The 14,800-nt window shown below is 59.8% G+C and carries 12 protein-coding genes and 1 pseudogene; 8 read left to right on the forward strand and 5 right to left on the reverse strand.

What is annotated here, in order from left to right; all coding sequences use genetic code 11:
- Positions 1 to 265: 265 nt before the first annotated feature.
- Complete coding sequence (locus I4X03_RS00130) at positions 266 to 1,186, reverse strand: LLM class oxidoreductase (protein ID WP_229428024.1); 921 nt, start codon at positions 1,184 to 1,186, stop codon at positions 266 to 268.
- Positions 1,187 to 1,809: 623 nt separating this feature from the next.
- Here I4X03_RS00130 and I4X03_RS00135 point away from each other — a divergent pair.
- The 3 genes and pseudogenes from I4X03_RS00135 to I4X03_RS00145 all read left to right on the forward strand — a co-directional run.
- Positions 1,810 to 3,192 (forward strand): annotated as a pseudogene (locus tag I4X03_RS00135) (FAD-binding oxidoreductase); the annotation flags it as partial.
- A gap of 30 nt (positions 3,193 to 3,222) precedes the next feature.
- On the forward strand, positions 3,223 to 3,666 hold the full coding sequence (locus I4X03_RS00140) for a nuclear transport factor 2 family protein (RefSeq protein WP_370660482.1): 444 nt from the start codon (positions 3,223 to 3,225) through the stop codon (positions 3,664 to 3,666).
- 248 nt (positions 3,667 to 3,914) lie between these two features.
- Positions 3,915 to 4,838, forward strand: a complete 924-nt coding sequence (locus I4X03_RS00145; RefSeq protein WP_223464046.1) for a cation diffusion facilitator family transporter — start codon at positions 3,915 to 3,917, stop codon at positions 4,836 to 4,838.
- Between the two features lie 100 nt (positions 4,839 to 4,938).
- Here the strand turns inward: I4X03_RS00145 and I4X03_RS00150 are convergent, their stop codons facing one another.
- The 3 genes from I4X03_RS00150 to I4X03_RS00160 all read right to left on the reverse strand — a co-directional run bounded on the left by I4X03_RS00150 (position 4,939) and on the right by I4X03_RS00160 (position 8,763).
- The gene (locus I4X03_RS00150) at positions 4,939 to 6,519 is read right to left on the reverse strand and encodes a family 16 glycosylhydrolase (RefSeq protein ID WP_223464047.1); all 1,581 of its coding nucleotides are present in this window, start codon (positions 6,517 to 6,519) and stop codon (positions 4,939 to 4,941) included.
- A 451-nt stretch (positions 6,520 to 6,970) separates the two neighbouring features.
- Positions 6,971 to 8,026, reverse strand: coding sequence for a porin (locus I4X03_RS00155; protein ID WP_223464048.1), 1,056 nt, complete (start codon positions 8,024 to 8,026; stop codon positions 6,971 to 6,973).
- 23 nt (positions 8,027 to 8,049) lie between these two features.
- Complete coding sequence (locus I4X03_RS00160) at positions 8,050 to 8,763, reverse strand: MarC family protein (RefSeq protein WP_223464049.1); 714 nt, start codon at positions 8,761 to 8,763, stop codon at positions 8,050 to 8,052.
- Positions 8,764 to 8,988: 225 nt separating this feature from the next.
- On the opposite strand from I4X03_RS00160, the gene I4X03_RS00165 reads away from it, so the two are divergent.
- The gene (locus tag I4X03_RS00165; RefSeq protein ID WP_223464050.1) at positions 8,989 to 9,474 is read left to right on the forward strand and encodes a DUF2231 domain-containing protein; all 486 of its coding nucleotides are present in this window, start codon (positions 8,989 to 8,991) and stop codon (positions 9,472 to 9,474) included.
- A 7-nt stretch (positions 9,475 to 9,481) separates the two neighbouring features.
- Here I4X03_RS00165 and I4X03_RS00170 read toward each other — a convergent pair whose 3' ends face one another.
- Positions 9,482 to 9,895 (reverse strand): CopD family protein, encoded by a 414-nt coding sequence (locus I4X03_RS00170; protein ID WP_229428025.1) that lies wholly within the window; start codon positions 9,893 to 9,895, stop codon positions 9,482 to 9,484.
- A gap of 91 nt (positions 9,896 to 9,986) precedes the next feature.
- Here I4X03_RS00170 and coxB point away from each other — a divergent pair, with 91 nt between their 5' ends.
- Genes coxB through I4X03_RS00190 form a run of 4 tightly spaced genes read left to right on the forward strand, consistent with a single transcriptional unit; the run spans position 9,987 to position 14,795 of the window.
- On the forward strand, positions 9,987 to 11,000 hold the full coding sequence (gene coxB / locus I4X03_RS00175) for a cytochrome c oxidase subunit II (protein WP_223464052.1): 1,014 nt from the start codon (positions 9,987 to 9,989) through the stop codon (positions 10,998 to 11,000).
- The gene (ctaD, locus tag I4X03_RS00180; RefSeq protein WP_223464053.1) at positions 11,000 to 13,531 is read left to right on the forward strand and encodes a cytochrome c oxidase subunit I; all 2,532 of its coding nucleotides are present in this window, start codon (positions 11,000 to 11,002) and stop codon (positions 13,529 to 13,531) included. Before coxB ends, ctaD begins: the two co-directional genes overlap by 1 nt.
- Positions 13,531 to 13,890, forward strand: coding sequence for a hypothetical protein (locus tag I4X03_RS00185; RefSeq protein WP_223464054.1), 360 nt, complete (start codon positions 13,531 to 13,533; stop codon positions 13,888 to 13,890). The genes ctaD and I4X03_RS00185 overlap by 1 nt, the downstream gene beginning before the upstream one ends.
- Positions 13,845 to 14,795 carry a cytochrome c oxidase assembly protein gene (locus tag I4X03_RS00190; RefSeq protein WP_223464055.1) on the forward strand — a complete coding sequence of 317 codons (951 nt, stop codon included), beginning with the start codon at positions 13,845 to 13,847 and terminating at the stop codon, positions 14,793 to 14,795. The genes I4X03_RS00185 and I4X03_RS00190 overlap by 46 nt, the downstream gene beginning before the upstream one ends.
- The last annotated feature ends 5 nt before the right edge of the window (positions 14,796 to 14,800 follow it).

Below are 14,800 nucleotides of genomic sequence, written 5' to 3' on the forward strand. Positions count from 1 at the left end.
GCCGATTGGGATCGAAATATTTTGTATTGTGCATATCGTTTGATTGTCGTAGTACCTGACGAAGTTGCCCATGAAAAAGGTCGGATGTAGCCAGCGTGCCGCGCGAAACGGTGGATCAGTGCAACTTTCTCGCCATGTACGGATGGCGTGCGTTCCAGGGTTACCCGCTCGGGCCGCCGGTGTCGGCGCAGGTGCCGAGACGCCGCCTTTTCGGCGCCAATCCACGTCGTAGTGCGGGCAACGCCAACCCTGCCCTCAGTTTGGCTCAGGGCGCGGATGCCGCCAGCTGCGGCAGTATCTCCTTGCCGATCTCTTCGAGCACGTCGCCGGCATTGCGCTTGCTGTACTTGAAGTTAAGGATGACGTGATTGACCCCGATCGAGCGTACCGCCTCGAGAAAGCGCAGGACAAAATGGCGGCCGCCGCGAAAGCCCAGGTGGATCGGCGTGGGCGCCACGTCAGGATCGTCGCTCAGGTCGACATAGAACGATTGCACGAAGGGCTTGAAACCGCCGGGCACCGCAGTTGCCACCGCGGCGCGCCACTGCGCCGCGACCTCGGCCTGGCGCTGGAGTCCGCGCGGGTAGGTAATCCATCCGTCCGCATTTTTCGCGATCCATTCCAGCGGCTGGCCGCTGTGACCGGTAACGAGCATCGGCACGGGAGTGATCGGCTTGGGCACGAGATCTGCGGTTCCGTCCAGCGTGCCGTGGGACGACTGGAGTGTCGGGAATTCCTCGGCGAGGACGGTGCGCACGACGCGCAGGTTGTCGCGGAACAGCGCGGAACGCTGTTCAAAGTCGACGCCGAAGGCCGGGAACTCGACCGGCCGGTCGCCGGAGGCAATGCCGAGGACCAGGCGGTTGCCCGACAGTCGGTCGACCGATGCCATGCCCTTGGCGGTATGCAAGGGGTGGCGCAGGGTGAGGACCAGGGAGCCGGTGGCCAGCGCGATCTCGTTGGTCTGCGCCGCGATCCAGCCGAGATAGACCCACGGATCGTAGACCTGGCCTACGTCGCCGAAGGTGGGGTCGCGCATCGGAACGTCGCGGCACCACAGCGCGGCGTATCCAAGCTCTTCGGCGCGGCGGGCCAGGCGTTCCTGGCCGCGCATCGTCGGCTGGTCGCCGGAGAAAGCCTCGATCGGGAAGAACACACCGAGCGTCAGCCGATCCGGCGCGAACATGCGCTGAAAGCCTATGGAATCGCCTGGTTTGGCCGTCCGGTTCGGTGTCAACATGCTTGCCATGATCTCACCCCGCGCACTAATTCATTTCAGGATATGCTCATTCCGCTGCCGGTGCAAACGATCTAAACCGAATGGCGACACGATTGCCCTGCAGGCATTAAGCGATTCGCTCCCCCCGCGGCACCAGGTACCCAACTTAACGCGGACATGCGTCCACTCAACATGCTGTTGCTCTCCGCGCCGAATCGGCGAGCACAATTGTCGCAATTCGCCAGCCGACGATAGCGCCGATGCAAGTGGGCGTTGTCGTTTCTAGGGTCCGCAGGCTTCGGCTCCGTCCCTTCTCCGGTTCGCCTGGCGGCGCCTCACATGCTGCGACTTCCTCGGGTTACCAGAACCAACAGTCGCCCTCGGACACCGCGCAGCCGCTCCCTTCCGCAGAGAAGGCGGCTACCTCAATAAGATTCCTTCCATTCCGGACGCCTGTGCTTGCGTCAACGCGTATCGGCTCCTATGATGAATCACGCGCCCCCCGATCGTCTAAGTGCTGGCTGCGCGTCAAAAACCACGCCTGGCCCTAACGGTTATCGTCATCGTCAGCAGTCACTTGGAGACGCCCTATGAATGCCGTAACGAACGATCAGCTCGATGAGCTTCGGACCTCGCTGAGGGGACAACTCATACAACCCGGCGATGCGGACTATGAGGCTGCACGCACGATCTGGAATGGAATGATTGACCGGCGACCGGCCATTGTCGTTCGCTGCGCGGGCACCGCCGACGTCCGCACCGCGCTGGCTTTTGCGCGCGACCACGGCTTGCGCCTTGCTGTGCGCAGCGGCGGCCACAATATTGCCGGCAGCGCGCTGTGCGACGATGGACTGGTGATCGATCTCTCGGCCATGAAGTCGGTCCAGATTGATCCGGCGCAGCGCCGCGCCTACGTTGAAAGCGGGGCTACGCTCCACGACTTCGATCACGAAGCGCAGGCCTTCGGGCTGGCCACGCCGCTGGGGATCAACTCGACCACTGGCGTTGCGGGGCTGACACTCGGCGGCGGGTTCGGTTGGCTCAGCCGAACGCTGGGCCTGGCGGTGGACAATCTGCTGGCGGCAGACCTGATCACGGCCGACGGCCGGCATCGGCACGTCAGCGCCACCGAACACCCCGAGCTATTCTGGGCTATACGTGGCGGTGGCGGCAACTTCGGCGTGGTTACCCGGTTTGAATTCCAGCTGCATCCGGTCGGCCCCAACATCACCGCCGGGCTGATCGTTTTCCCTTCGGCCGAGGCCAAGACGGTGTTGGCGCAGTACCGCGCTCTCGTCGACCAGATGCCGGATGACCTGACAGTCTGGGCCGTCTTGCGCAAGGCGCCGCCGCTCCCCTTCCTGCCGCCGGAGGTGCATGGGCAGGACGTGCTGGTACTGCCCATCTTCTCGCGCATGCCACCCGATGCCGTGCAAGCTACGATTGATCGCATCGCCGGTTTCGGCAAGCCGCTGGGCATGCATGTCGGCGCCATGCCCTATCTCGCCTGGCAACAAATGTTTGATCCGCTGCTCACCCCAGGCGCACGCAACTATTGGAAATCGCATAATTTCACGCAGATTAGCGATCCTGCCATCGACACCATCATCGACTACGCCGGCAAGCTACCGACACCGCAATGCGAGATATTCCTCGGGCTGCTGGGCGGGCAGGCAGGCCGGCCGGCATCCGGCGACATGGCCTATCCACATCGCGATGCGCTGTACGTCTTGAACGTGCACACGCGCTGGGAAGATCCGGTCGACGACGTCCGCTGCATCGAATGGGCACGTGACTTTTTCAAGGCCACCGCGCCCTACGCCACCGGCAGCGTGTATGTCAATTTCCTGACCCAAGATGAGAGCGAGCGCACCGCCGATGCGTATGGCGCCAACTATCAGCGCCTGTCGCAGATAAAGCAACAATATGATCCCGACAATCTGTTCCGCACCAACCAGAACATCCGCCCGGCTACGCCGTCGGCGGCTACCGGCCACGGCATCATCAACACACAGCAAAACAAGCAAGTGGTAGTCGAAGGCTACCGCGATTTCCAAAGCGGCCATATCCAGAAACTGCTTGACCGCTATCACGACGATGCCGAGTGGAGCACTCCAGAATCAGACGTAGTACCGTTTTCCGGCAACTTCCACGGCAAGTCAGGCATTGCCCAGTTCTTCGCCAAGTTCAACGACTCCGTACAGACCATCCGGTTTGAACCAAAACAGTTCATCGCCGAGGGAGATAAAGTGGTCGTCACTGGCGATGCGAGCTGGCTAGCCAAGTTAAGCGGCCGCACCTACGACAGCCCCTGGGTTCATGTGCTCACTTTGCGCGAAGGCAAGGTGGCCCGCTTTGAGGCGTATTACGACACGGCGGCAAGCGAACGAGCGTTCCAGCCCGGGCAATTGGGTCAGCCATCGACCGCCACAGGGCTACATCATTAAGTTCAGGGATTGAAAATCCTTGTGTCGGTGGTTCGATTCCGCCCCGGACCACCAAGAACATCGTTGACGCGACGCCCACTCATGCACGTGGGCGTTTTGCATTGGAGGATACAAAGTCCTCAGCGCCGGTCCATTTCCGGTCACGACTCACCCTGTCCAAGACACAAGCTCGGGGATGCGCATGGTAACCTTGGCATCAGTCACGTGCCGAATCGGTGCCGTCAGCGCACATCAAATCGAGGAAATCAATGGCGACCGGAAGCAAGAAGGTAATTTACGTTGCGTTGCTGGGCAACCTGCTCATTGCGATCACCAAATTCGTCGCGGCCGCTTATACCGGCAGTTCGGCCATGCTCTCGGAAGGCATACATTCCCTGGTAGACACCGGCAATGGTGGCTTGCTGCTGTACGGCATGCGGCGCGCCAAGCGTCCACCAGACAAACGCTTTCCATTCGGCCATGGCAAAGAAATTTATTTCTGGAGCTTCGTGGTCGCACTACTTATCTTTTCGCTCGGTGCTGGCTTTTCCATCTACGAAGGCGTCCGTCACCTGCAAGAACCCAACGAAATTGACAATCCTCTGGTGAACTACGTTGTGCTCGGAGTAAGCATGCTGTTCGAGGGCGGTGCCTGGCTGGTAGCGCTCAAGGAATTCAGGCTCCAGAAGGGCAAACAAGGGTATCTTGAAGCCGTTGAGGCAGGAAAGGATCCAACCGCATTCGCCGTGCTGCTTGAAGACAGCGCCGCACTTCTGGGACTACTCGTTGCCATGACCGGACTGGCATTGAGTCAGTTGACTGGAAACATGATCTTCGACGGTGGCGCGTCGATCGTGATCGGATTGATCCTGGCTTCAACCGCTGTGATACTGGCCAGGGAGACGAAAGGATTGCTGATCGGCGAGAGCGCCAGTCAAGAAGTCGTAGAGGGTATTCGTGAACTAGTTGAAAAGATGCCTGGCGTCGACCGCACCAATGAAATTTTAACGATGCACGTTGGACCGGACTATGTCCTGGTCAACATAAGCCTGATGCTGTCCTCCAAACTGGACCGTGCTCAGGCGCACGAAATCTTCGATCTCATCGATGCACAAATCAAATCGCGCTACAGCCGCATCAAGCGTGTATTTATCGAATCAGAAACGCGTCTCTCTCCCCGCGATGTAGCGTGAATGGCTGCGGGCCGGGACAACAACGCCAAGCACTCCAGCTTGGCGTTGTTGTTTCAGATGCCGGCAAACGCCTCATCCACCCGGAATCTAGTGCCCGTACTCAGCGGGAATAGATTGCATAATTATCCAAATGATAGGTGTCGCCGGTAAAGCTGTTTGGGTTGATCAGCAACACCATCCGGGTGACGGCGGTATCGGCCGTGGCGCCGTCCAGCCGATCGTCGAGCACGAACTTCAGGCGCTGCCAACCGTTCTGGGTCACGGTGCGTGCCATGTAGCGTGAATGCCGGCCGGTCGGGAAGTTGCTGGCCGTGGCGGTGCTCCCGTTTTCCAGTTGAATCAGCATCGATGTCCCTACCGGCGCCGTGCTGTGCACGTCCAGATAGAAGGCCTTGTCGCCCCGGACATACGGCGCGGCGTCCGGTATCTGGTTGGTTGCGGCGGAAATCAGGTCGTACTGGGTGGCGGCGCTGCGCACATACCGGGCCACGGTGGGCGAACCGTTGACCGCATCGGGCGCCGGATTGGCAGCGGCCTGGCTGAGCGTACCTGTCACGCTGACATAGCTGAGCTTGCGATTGGCTTCGAAGTCGTCCAGCATCACCGACTGGCTCAGCACCGGGGACACCGTCACCGGCAACGTCTTGGTGAAGGAGCCGCAGCTGTTGGTCATCGCCACCGACACGTTGCCGCCGGTGGTGCCCCAATTGACGTTGAGCGACTTGCCAGTCGACGTCTGGCCGGTTGGCGAGGTCCAGGAATACGTGGAGCCTGTGCCGGCTTCATCGACGACGGTATAGCTGGCAGTGCTGTTCGGCTCGGCGATGTGCGGTCCGCTCAGCGAAGGCTGGGTGCCATCGTAGACGCGAACGTAATCCACCTGCAGGGTTTGCGGCAGCGCGGTGTTGTCGACCGTCCCGCCCAGGTTGCCACCCACTGCCAGGTTCAGGATCAGGTAGTACTTGTAGTTCTCGAACGTCCAGTCGGCCTGGTTGGCCATGTCGGCCGGCGTCTTGCTGGCGTACAGCAGGTCGTCGATATACCAGCTGATCTTGTACGGCGTCCATACTACCGAATATGTGTGGAAGGCATCAGCCCAGCTGTCCGGCTGCTTGAGGATAGAGCTGCTCAGGAATTGGTGATTCGCGTTGGACGATCCGTAATGGATGGTCCCCAGCGCAAACATGTGCTTTTGCCCGGTCGATTCCATCACGTCGATCTCGCCGCTGGCCGGCCAGGCGACGTTGGTATTTGCGGGCAACATCCAGAAGGCGGGCCACATGCCGCTGCCTTTCGGCGTCTTCATCCGTGCTTCGAACCGGCCATGCGTCCACTGGCCGCTGGCAAGCTTGTTCAGCGTCCGCAAGCGGGCCGACGTGTAGGCCTTGGCGCCCACGCGCTGCTTCTTGGCGGTAATGGTGAGGACCCCATTGGCAACGCTTGCATTGGCCGTTTGGTAGGACTGCAACTCACTGTTACCCCATCCGCAGATGCCGTAGCTGCAGCCATCGCCATTCTGGAACTCCCATTTGCTGGTATCGACCGCGGTGCCGTTGAATTCGTCCGCGAAGCGCGGCACGCTGGTGGGGCACTGCTGGGCCGCCGCCGGGCCGGCCGCCGCGCCCAGGAGGGTGCATGCCAACAGGCGTGCCCAGGTGGAAGAAAGGGTGTATCGGTACATGCGCGTCTCCTTGTTTTTGAATGATGGCGTACTGGCTGGTCGATCCTGACCCGCCGTCCTCACATCGAGCGGAACGGAAACCGATAAAATTGGAAACGATTCCAACGACGTGGGGCCATCTTGTTCCAATGCTCCGAGGTCGTCAAGCTGCAACGCAGCATCCAAGCCGCGCAGCCGAATCGGCGGTGGAATTTGCGAACAGATGGGATACATCGACGGCGGACCGGGTGTCTAGGTCGCCGATCGGTTCATCGGCCCTGGTCGAGGCTATGGCCGCGGCAGGCAACACCAAAGATGAGGCGAACGGCCTGGCAACGGCAGGGCGTTTCGTGGGTCGAGCAAATGCTTAAGGAAAGCGGCGGCCAGTATACGAAAGGCGCCGACCATCGATTTCCGGCGTGGCGAGTGCCACGCTGCCCCCATCCCTCAATGGCTTTCCGGCGCTACAGGCTTAAAAATCGTAGCGGATGCCGACAACCGCTGCATGGCCGCCGCTAACGCGCGCATCGAAATCGCTCAAGCCGCCCCGGCGCGGAGAGATGGCGGCCGTTTCGGCTTCGCGATAATATTCGACGAACACCTTGAAGTCGTCCGACAATGGACGATCGATGCCGAGATGAACAATATAGTCGCCGTAGTTCTCCACTTTCGCGAGCATCATCTTGATCGTGTTCTTGCCCAGCACATAGCTGGCAAACAAGTTGACTGCTTGATTGCCATCCGTCGAGAAGGCGCCGACTTGACGGTTTCCTGTGTCAAATAGCTCGTATTTAATCGCAAGAGATAGCTTGTCGGCCTGATGACTGGCAGACAGGCCATATAGCCGGTTGCGTCCATAGCCCGCATTGCCCCGGTCATCGATGCCCGCGGCGAGGCGGGTATTGCCAGCGGCATAGGTAACGGTGGTTTGCCAGCGCCGGTCATCGATACGCGAGGTTGAACGCCGGTTTCCGCCGCTGCCGGCGTACGCGGCAGCCACTGAGACACCTTTGTATTCCGGCGAGGAATAGGCAACAGTATTGGCGACGCGGAACACCGTGTACGTCGCAAAGCCGCTGTAATAGCTGCTGAACATGTCCACCGGCGCGGCGATCGCATTGTAATAAGGCATCCACTGCTGGCCGTAGGTGATCGATCCGGCGTTGCTCCGCAATCCGATCCGCGCGACCCTGAACCGCTGCCCACCAGGATGGATCGCATCACCCTGGTCGTATGGATCGCGCAGCCTGAAGTTGGCGGAATCGACGGCAAGTTCAAGCTGGCCGGTCAGCGCCAGCTCGGCGCCAAGTTCATGGTCGAGATTGACTCCCAGCCGCGAGTAGGCGTCCCGCAAGGAACTGTACGAGTCGAGGCGGTCTTGGCGATCGGGACTTACCGTCTCAACCTGGGTGCGCAGCGACCCGTAAAAGTCGAGCGGGGTAGCGTTTTGTGCAGCAAGGTCGGCACAGGCCATGGAACTCGCTATTGCGAGCAAGTAGCCAAGCTTCGTCCGGGGTAGCTTCAGCATAGTCGGTCTCCGTCAATGCGGCCTTAAAAATGCTTCCCGATACCGGCAAAGTGCGTGGGTGCGGACATAAACTCAAGCATTAATTCGCTGAGCCCGTCCCATACAATCTGCACGCCCAGACAGAGCAGGATGAAGGCAGTAAGGCGCAGGAAGACAGCTGTTCCAGCCTCGCCTATCAGGCGCAGCAGGTGCTCCCCATAGCGAAAAGCAAGATATAATAAAATGCCAATGATCGCCAGCGCCAGCAAAGCGCCGCCCATGCGTGCCAGCGATATCGCCAGCGTGACATCGTGCAGGGCGACGCCCACCGTGATGGCAACGGAGATCGAAGCCGGTCCGCAACTGATCGGAAAGGTAAGGGGATAAAAAGACTGCCGATATGCGTGATCTGGCGTGAACGCTTCTGCCAGGGCTGCCCTGCTGTCCGGCGTGCTCGGCGTCGCTCCAAGCAGGCGCCATGCAACGGAGGCGAGGATCAGGCCACCGCCGACGCGGACGATGGGCAGCGAAATGCCAAAGAAATCGAGGACATATGATCCAACCAGCATCGAGCCGGTCATCAGCCAGAACATGTTACGCGCGATGCGACGCGCCAGCAGCGCGCGGGTGGTGAACGATGCGCCGTCGGTCATGCTCAAAAAGATCGGCGCAGTGGCAGCGGGATTGAGAATAGGTAGCATCGTCGCGAGGACAAACAGGAAACTCTTGGCCGCTGCCACGATTAATTCGATTGTCATGGCAATTTGGTCAGCTTGGGGGAATGCACGCGTTGACGAGTATGCACTGTACAGGAAGTGCGGATGACCAAACGCACTGCTGGAGTCAGTGTGATCGTCCTGAAGGCGCGCAAGTTCCCGTACTCATCAATATGCTGTTGCTCTGTTGCCGATTCTTTCAATCACCCAAAGATCTATCCCGTACCCGCCTATACCTAAGTTAATGTCCACTCTGATCCTCCGCTCATGACCATCAAAAGCCCGCTGCTTAAACCGGCTCCCGACAGCACGCACAGTGCGTTCTCGATCGCAGGCCATCCGATTCACGCGATGCTGGTGTCTTTCCCAGTCGCCTTCACACTGGGCGGGCTGGCCACTGACCTGGCGTATTGGTGGACCGGCGATGTGTTCTGGTCGCGCGTCTCGGTATGGATGATAGGCGCCTCTTTCATCATGGGCAGCCTGGCCGGCCTGGCCGGCATGCTGGATTTCATGATCGTGCACAAGATACGGCGGCACGTGGCGAGCTGGAGCCACTTCATCGCCGCGGTTATGCTGATCTCGCTGATCGCTGCGAACTGGTGGTCTCGCGTCAATGATCACGAGGCAGCCGTGCTGCCCTGGGGTTTGTTCATGTCGGGGGTCAGTGCACTATCGTTGAGCGTGGTTGGCTGGTTTGGCGGCAAGCTCGTGTTCCATCACAGCATAGGCACCGACCTGGAAGAAACGTAAATCGGGCTCAGAATGGCTTTTGGACTACCAGGGTGATTACAGCTGGAATCAGCAGTATCGGCGGCGCTAGCAGCATGCGATAGAACCACTTCGAATGCACGGGACCTTCTTCCTTAAGCTGTTCCATCACATTCCCACAATAGACATGGAAGAACACCATGGCCAGCACCAAGGTCAGCTTGACAGGCAGCCAGCCGCCGGAAAAGCCGCGCTCGAACAGCATCCAGCTCCCGAACACAATCGTCAGCAAACCCGAAGGTGTCATGACGAAAGCGTACAGCGTGTGTTGCATCTTGAGAAAACGTTGGTGGTCCTCGCCGTCTACGGCAGACGCCTGCTGCGCCAGCAGATATGGGAAATAAAGCAAGGTGCCGGACCACAGCAAAAGAAAGGCAATATGCAAGGTAAGCATGAGTGACATTAGCGTAATTCCCATAGCAGTACTGTAGACAGCGACCAGCGCGGCGCAGATGGCGCTACAACATTCTCATCCTTAGAATAGAATCGGCGCCATGCTTGATGATATTTCAATACTTAATAAAAAGCGAACCTGTGTAACAGCAGCGTTACTGCTATTGACCGGCTGCGAGGGAATCCAGTCCACGCTTTCGCCGCGTGGGCCGGCGGCAGCGGAAATCGCGCATATCAGCTGGATCATGTTCATCGGCGCGGCGTTGATCTTGCTGGTCGTGATGGTGCTGGCCCTGTATGCGCTGTATCGCGACCCGGACAAGCGCATCGCTGTCTCGGCAAGCAAGTTGATTTTCGCAGGCGGCGTCGCCTTTCCGACTATCACATTGACCGCCCTGCTGGTCTATGGCGTGTGGTCGATGGGTTCCATACGCGTTGACCCTCAGCCCGAACTGACAATCGATGTGATTGGCAACCAGTGGTGGTGGGAAGTGCAATACCAACGCGACACGCCGGGTGCGGGCTTCACCACGGCAAACGAAATCCGCGTTCCGGTCGGTGCCAAGGTGCGGCTAAGGCTGCATTCAAACGACGTCATACACAGCTTCTGGGTGCCTAACCTGGCCGGCAAGATGGATGTGATACCGGGCCATATCAATACCCTGTTGATCCAGGCTGACAAGGAAGGGACATTCCGGGGCCAGTGTGCCGAGTTCTGCGGTGCGCAGCATGCGCGCATGGCGTTCTTCGTCATTTCCCAGCCACGGGAACAATTCGATGCCTGGATGGCGGAGCAGCGCGCGCCGGCCGCAGCGCCCACCACGGAGATCAGCCGGAGCGGCCTGGCTATCTTGCGGAACAATCGCTGCCTGGAATGCCATGCAGTACGCGGGATCGGCGCAACGGCCATCGTTCAGCGTCATGGGCCGGACCTGACCCATATTGCGAGCCGCACGCATCTGGCCGGCGGCACGCTGAAGAATAACCGCGCCAACCTGAAACGCATCATCGCCGACAGCCAGGGCGTGAAACCTGGAAATTACATGCCCTCTTATCCCCATCTCAGCGACGACGAACTCGAGGCCGTGGCCTCTTACCTGGAGGGCTTGCGCTGATGACAACGCCAGTTTCGCCTTCCACGCCCGAACCGGGCCGCGCCGCCTATCTGGCACGCCTGCAGGCAATCTGGGGAAACCCCTCCGGGCTCGGCATGTTCACGGTGGTCAATCACACGACAGTGGGTTTGCGCTTCATTATCACCGGCTTTATTTTCTTCCTGATCGGCGGCATCTTGTCGATGTGGATGCGCAGCCAGCTTACCTTCGCTGGCAACGACCTGCTCGACCATAAGGCGTATGCCGAAGCGTTCACCATGCACGGCACCACCATGATGTTCTTTTTCGCGGTGCCGATCATGGAAGGGATTGCGGTCTACCTGCTGCCCAAAATGTTGGGCACGCGTGACCTGATCTATCCGCGCCTGTCGGCTTTTGGTTATTGGTGTTACCTGTTCGGCGGCCTGTTGCTGTATTCAAGCTTCCTGTTCGACGCAGTGCCGGACGGCGGATGGTTCATGTACCTGCCGCTGAACAGTGCCCAGTTTTCGGCGGGCGCCAATGTCGATTTCTGGCTGCTGGGCGTGACCTTCGCCGAGATTTCGGCAGTGGCGGCCGGCGTGGAACTGATTGTCGCCATACTGAAAACCCGCACCTCCGGCATGGCCATCAATCGCATGCCGCTCTACGCGTGGTACATCCTGGTGATGGCGTTCATGATCGTGTTCGGATTTCCTCCGCTGATCCTGGGGTCCATCCTGCTGGAAATAGAACGCGCCTTCGGCCTGCCCTTTTACGATACCGCGCTGGGCGGCGACCCGCTGCTGTGGCAGCACTTGTTCTGGATCTTTGGCCACCCCGAGGTCTATATCATCTTCCTGCCTGCAGCCGGCCTGGTCACGACCATACTTCCCACATTTGCACGGCGCCCGATGGTGGGCTACAACTGGGTGGTCATGGCCGTGATTGCCACTGGCTTCATCAGTTTCGGCCTGTGGGTGCATCATATGTTTGCAGTCGGCATCCCATTGTTGTCGCTGGCCTTTTTCTCGGCCGCCAGCATGGCGGTTGCCGTGCCGACCGGGATACAAGTCTTTGCGTGGATCGCCACGCTGTGGAGCGGCAGGCCGGTAATGGGTACGCCCATGCTGTACATTCTTGGGTTCCTGTTCATCTTCGTGCTGGGCGGACTGACCGGCGTCATGCTGGCACTGGTGCCGTTCGACTGGCAGGTACACGACACGCATTTCGTCGTCGCCCACATGCACTACGTCTTGTTCGGCGGGATGATTTTCCCAATGTTTGCAGCCTTCTATTACTGGCTGCCGTTGCTGTCCGGCCGCGAGCCATCTCGTCACCTGAGCCGCGTTGCCTTCTGGACCATCTTCATCGGCTTTAACGTCACCTTCCTGCCGATGCACCTGACGGGGCTGCTCGGCATGCCGCGCCGCGTGTACACCTATTTGCCCGAGCTGGGCTGGGGCTGGCTGAACCTCATCTCCACCGTGGGTGGTTTCGTCACCGCGATAGGCGTGGCCATCCTGATGGTCGACGTTATCCTGCATTTTTTGTTCGGCAAGCGCGTCAAACCCAATGTCTGGAATGCGGGCACCCTCGAATGGGCGGTTCCAACACCGGTGCCACCCTACAACTTCGCGTCGCAGCCGCATGTCGATGACCGCGAGCCACTGTGGAAGAATCCCGCTCTGCCGCAAGAGATACAGGAAGGACGCCATCTCTTGGGCCATGCCGATGTCACCCGCCGTGAGATCCTGATGACCAGTATCACGCATGCCAGGCCGCAGGCGGTAGTAATCCTGCCTGGCAATACCATTGTGCCATTGATCGCCGCCGCCCTTACCTCGTTGTTCTTCATCGGCTTTCTGGCGAAGCTCTACTGGCTCGCCGGCATTGGTGCGGCGACATCGCTAGGCGCCCTGCTGGTATGGGCCTGGCAAAACGGATCGCGTGACGACCTGGGCGAGATCGACGGCGGCGCGGCCGGTCCCCTTCCGGTGCATTACAAGCTGTCGCTGACGCCTGGATGGTGGGGTACGCTGATCGCCCTGCTGGCTGACGGCACGCTCTTCATTTCACTGCTGTTTGCCTACTATTTCCTGTGGACCAAGTCGCCGCAGTGGCCACCAGCCGGATATCGCGAGATCGCCCTTGGCCTGCCGGTTGCCGCGCTTGCGGCACTGCTGCTGGGCGCACTGGCGGCGAGCCTGGCCGAAGTCTGCAACCGCGCCGCGCGCAGCGGCTTGAGCCAGATGCTCTATGGCACCGCCGCCGTGTTCGGCGCGCTGTTCATCACATTGCAGGTGCTGACGCTGCTGGGTGGCGACGTGCCGGCGAAACAACATGCGTATGGCGCGCTGCTTTACACCATCAGTGGATTCCAGATTGTGCATGTCGGCATTGGGACGGTGATGGCATTGTTTGCCTTGCTGCGGGTGCGGCATGGCTACCTGCATGCTACCCGCCCGGGCGAAGGCAAGGTGGTGTCACTGTTCTGGCAGTACACGATGCTGCAATGGCTATTGGGTTTCGCCACCATCCACGTGTTTCCTTTGCTGGTGCGGGGTAGTTGATGGGCTCCCTTACGCTGAGGCGGCTGCTCGCGCTGGTAGGCGCGCCGCTGATCTGGATTGTGCATTTCGTCGTCTGTTATGCCATCGTGGCGCTGATATGCGCGTCGCAACTGAGCGAACAACGCATCATGGGGCTTGACGCTGCACAATTCGGCGTGGCCGTTGCCACCCTGGTTGCCGGGGCGCTCATTCTCAGTATCGCTGTCGCCAGCTTTCGCCAGTGGCGCAATCCTCCGGGGCCCGATGTGGAGATCAGCAACTTCTTTGCCGTCAACACCTTACTGCTGTGCGCGATATCGGTGCTGGCCATGCTATGGGTAGCTTTTCCAACTTTAATACTGCCGGCATGCGTTTCCTGAAGCCTTGCTTCGTCGGCCGCTGTGGCGCCCTGGCCCTGCTGCCGACGCAGGCTTTCGCCCACGTGGGCGATCACGATAGCTGGTGGACGCTGGACCCGGTGATTATCGCGCCGATGTCCCTGCTTGGCTTGCTCTATCTCAGCGGCTTGCTTTGGCTGCGCCGGAGGAATCACGCCGGCGTTTCGATGCAACCCTTGGCGCTGTCGAGTGCGGCACTGGGAAGCCTGGCGCTTTTCTTCGCGCTGATCTGGCCGCTCGACGCCTTTTCAGAGTCCAGCTTTGCTGTACACATGGCGCAACATATGGTGCTGATCGCGGTTGCCGGCCCGCTACTGGCGATGGCAAGAATCAGCATTCCCATGAATGCTGCGCTTGCTGCCGTATCGCCTGCCGCGGCGACCGCCCTGTCGCATCCCCGCAAATGGCTCCGGCTGTTGCTGATGCCGTTCGTTATTTTCATCCTGCATGGCGCAACCATCTGGACCTGGCATTCACCGTCGCTGTTCGAGCTTGCACTGCGGATCGAGTGGATTCACACACTGGAACATCTGAGTTTCCTGCTTGCCGGCTACTGGTACTGGACGGTATTGATACGACACGGCGAGAACGAAGGCTACGCATCGGCATCACTGTCGGTGCTGGCCACGCTGATGCATACTGGCCTGCTAGGCGCATTGATCACCTTTGCACCACGCCCCCTCTATGCCACCTACGTGCAAACGCAGGGCAGCGTGGACATGGCGCTACAAGACCAGCAGCTCGCGGGACTGCTGATGTGGATTCCAATGGGCGCCTGCTACTTAATCGGCGGACTGGCATTTGCCGCGGCATGGCTGCGCAATGTTGACAGGAATCAGGAACGGCGATTGCAGACCAGTTCGCACACCATCCCGGGCAGCAAATAGTCTTA

This window comes from Massilia soli (assembly GCF_016809835.1).
In the GTDB taxonomy this organism is placed as follows: domain Bacteria; phylum Pseudomonadota; class Gammaproteobacteria; order Burkholderiales; family Burkholderiaceae_D; genus Telluria_A; species Telluria_A soli.

Coding starts and splice junctions, on each gene's coding strand:
- I4X03_RS00130 (WP_229428024.1), bottom strand. CDS start 1,186: ATGTTCGCGCCGGATCGGCTGACGCTCGGTGTGTTCTTCCCGATCGAG.
- I4X03_RS00145 (WP_223464046.1), top strand. CDS start 3,915: ATGGCGACCGGAAGCAAGAAGGTAATTTACGTTGCGTTGCTGGGCAAC.
- I4X03_RS00150 (WP_223464047.1), bottom strand. CDS start 6,519: ATGTACCGATACACCCTTTCTTCCACCTGGGCACGCCTGTTGGCATGC.
- I4X03_RS00155 (WP_223464048.1), bottom strand. CDS start 8,026: ATGCTGAAGCTACCCCGGACGAAGCTTGGCTACTTGCTCGCAATAGCG.
- I4X03_RS00160 (WP_223464049.1), bottom strand. CDS start 8,763: ATGACAATCGAATTAATCGTGGCAGCGGCCAAGAGTTTCCTGTTTGTC.
- I4X03_RS00165 (WP_223464050.1), top strand. CDS start 8,989: ATGACCATCAAAAGCCCGCTGCTTAAACCGGCTCCCGACAGCACGCAC.
- I4X03_RS00170 (WP_229428025.1), bottom strand. CDS start 9,895: ATGTCACTCATGCTTACCTTGCATATTGCCTTTCTTTTGCTGTGGTCC.
- coxB (WP_223464052.1), top strand. CDS start 9,987: ATGCTTGATGATATTTCAATACTTAATAAAAAGCGAACCTGTGTAACA.
- ctaD (WP_223464053.1), top strand. CDS start 11,000: ATGACAACGCCAGTTTCGCCTTCCACGCCCGAACCGGGCCGCGCCGCC.
- I4X03_RS00185 (WP_223464054.1), top strand. CDS start 13,531: ATGGGCTCCCTTACGCTGAGGCGGCTGCTCGCGCTGGTAGGCGCGCCG.
- I4X03_RS00190 (WP_223464055.1), top strand. CDS start 13,845: ATGGGTAGCTTTTCCAACTTTAATACTGCCGGCATGCGTTTCCTGAAG.